The sequence below is a fragment of the Bacteroides sp. An279 genome, from assembly GCF_002159615.1.
GTDB classification, from domain to species: Bacteria; Bacteroidota; Bacteroidia; order Bacteroidales; family Bacteroidaceae; genus Phocaeicola; species Phocaeicola intestinalis.
The window spans coordinates 1-1,999 of sequence record NZ_NFJA01000189.1 but is presented as its reverse complement, the minus strand read 5'-3'; the positions used below and the strand labels follow the sequence as shown (position 1 = coordinate 1,999).

Sequence of the window (1,999 nt, the reverse complement as noted above, 5' to 3'; positions counted from 1 at the left end):
TCTTTCTTCTGTTTATAAATGGAACAAAATAACGAAAATCAAATAAGTTCAGTTGCTATCTATTCTTACCACTCGGAAACCAACATTGGCATAGCCTTGCGAGCCGTCCTTTGCAACATCGGATTTCTCACTGCGGCAATCGTCACGGTCGGAATCCCAACTGCCACCTTTGATAATATGCAGTCCGTCAGCATTGGTCGAGGAACTCCATTCCCAACAATTTCCCCAAAAGTCAATGCCGCCACAGGCACCCTTGCTTTGCGCGTATGCATCCACAGTTGTCAATCCACGTTCCACATGACCGGAATTCATGGAAACATCCTTGGGCATGTGTCCGGCGGCAAGTACCCATTCTTCTTCGGAGGGCAGGCGATAACCGTGCTTGGTATCTTTTGCAGAGAGCCAGTTGCAGTAGGCTTCGGCATCCTTGAGCCCAAATCATTAAAAATGATTTGTTTCATGACTTCCTTTTGTCTTAATAAATAATACGATTTTCCTCCGTCCAGCCAAGGCAATGTCAGCGTCCAGAGGTGGCAATCACTCAGTTTTTGCGCGTATGTTTTTTTCTTTCGGCTGCGGCTTCCTCTTGCAGTTGTTTGTAAAGCACCTGCTGGTCGGAAGTCAGCACAGCCGCAATGTCTGTTATCAGCTTTTCCATTGCTTCTTTACGCTTTTCTTTGGGGGCGGTGTTTATGCAATGTGACGCAGGAACTTGCAGTCAATGCCATTATTGCCATTATCGCCATTCCCAGTTTTCTAGTTAGTCTCATACTGTTCAATGTTTTAAGTTATACATTCATGTTGTCCGTTCCCGTTCGTAAGCTCGTTTGAGCGGACGTTCTGCTTATAAGACCCGGCAAAGTAATAAAAGTAAAAAACGTTCATGCAATTTTTTGAATATTCCATAGATTTCCGTAAATCTGGTACAATCATCTGTGATTTGGTTAGGCGGTATATCGTGGAAAGGGGGTATTTTTGTATCAAGTAATAATCATAAAAATCTTGACTCCTATGAAATCTATTCAACTGAACATCAGGAAAGTCATCCTTTTGGGGATGCTTGTATCAACAACTAATATTCAAATGACTATGGCACAAGAAAAGATTACACAGACTGCCGGACGTGTGCAGTTGGGAGAATTTGCTCCCGAATTTGCAAAGGTGAACGATGACGTCCTTTTCGGCGAAGTATGGAACCGTCCCGGGCTGAGTCCGCACGACCGCAGCATGATTACAATTGCTACACTGGTAGGAAAAGGCATTATCGACTCTTCACTTACGCATCATTTGCAGTTTGCCAAGAGCAACGGCGTGACCCGTACTGAGATTTCCGAACTGTTGACCCACGTGGCTTTCTATGCCGGATGGCCCAATGCATGGGGAGCTTTCCGTCTGGCGAAAGACGTATGGGCGGAAGATGTGGCGGACGATAACGGAAAGGCAGCTTTCCAGCGCGAAATGATTTTCCCTATCGGCGAGCCCAATACGGCATACGCACAGTATTTTATCGGAAACAGTTATCTTGCCCGTGTATCGGGTGAACAAGTTCCTTTCTCGAATGTGACCTTCGAGCCGCGCTGCCGTAACAACTGGCACATTCATCATGCCACGAAGGGAGGTGGTCAGATGTTGGTTTGTGTAGCCGGACGCGGCTGGTATCAGGAAGAAGGAAAGCCTGCCGTACAGATGCTTCCGGGCGATGTGATACACATCCCGGCGAATGTAAAACACTGGCATGGAGCGGCAGCCGACAGTTGGTTTGCACACCTCGCTTTCGAAGTTCCCGGAGAAAACACTTCCAACGAATGGCTGGAACCTGTTACGGACGAGGAATACGATAAGCTGAAATAAAAAACGCGATTCTCATTTTTCACCACAGATTACGCAGATTAAGAAGCTGTTTTGAATTTCTCCAAAAAGTTTTTCTTGGCTTGATGTGTTCGTTTTCGTGTGTGCTTTGGGCGATTTTTTGGTCCTTTCCGCTTCTGTTCTTCGTCAG

The 1,999-nt window shown here is 46.2% G+C and carries 1 protein-coding gene and 1 pseudogene; one reads left to right on the top strand and one right to left on the bottom strand.

Translation table 11 applies throughout. The features are described from left to right. Positions 1-48 precede the first annotated feature (48 nt). A pseudogene (locus tag B5F78_RS16515) lies at positions 49-417 on the bottom strand (formylglycine-generating enzyme family protein); the annotation flags it as partial. Between the two features lie 639 nt (positions 418-1,056). Here B5F78_RS16515 and B5F78_RS16510 point away from each other — a divergent pair. Continuing rightward, positions 1,057-1,851 carry a carboxymuconolactone decarboxylase family protein gene (locus tag B5F78_RS16510; RefSeq protein WP_394354939.1) on the top strand — a complete coding sequence of 265 codons (795 nt, stop codon included), beginning with the start codon at positions 1,057-1,059 and terminating at the stop codon, positions 1,849-1,851. The last annotated feature ends 148 nt before the right edge of the window (positions 1,852-1,999 follow it).

Bases quoted from the DNA above. Each gene is read 5' to 3' on its own strand.
- B5F78_RS16510 (WP_394354939.1), top strand. From the start codon at position 1,057: ATGCTTGTATCAACAACTAATATTCAAATGACTATGGCACAAGAAAAG.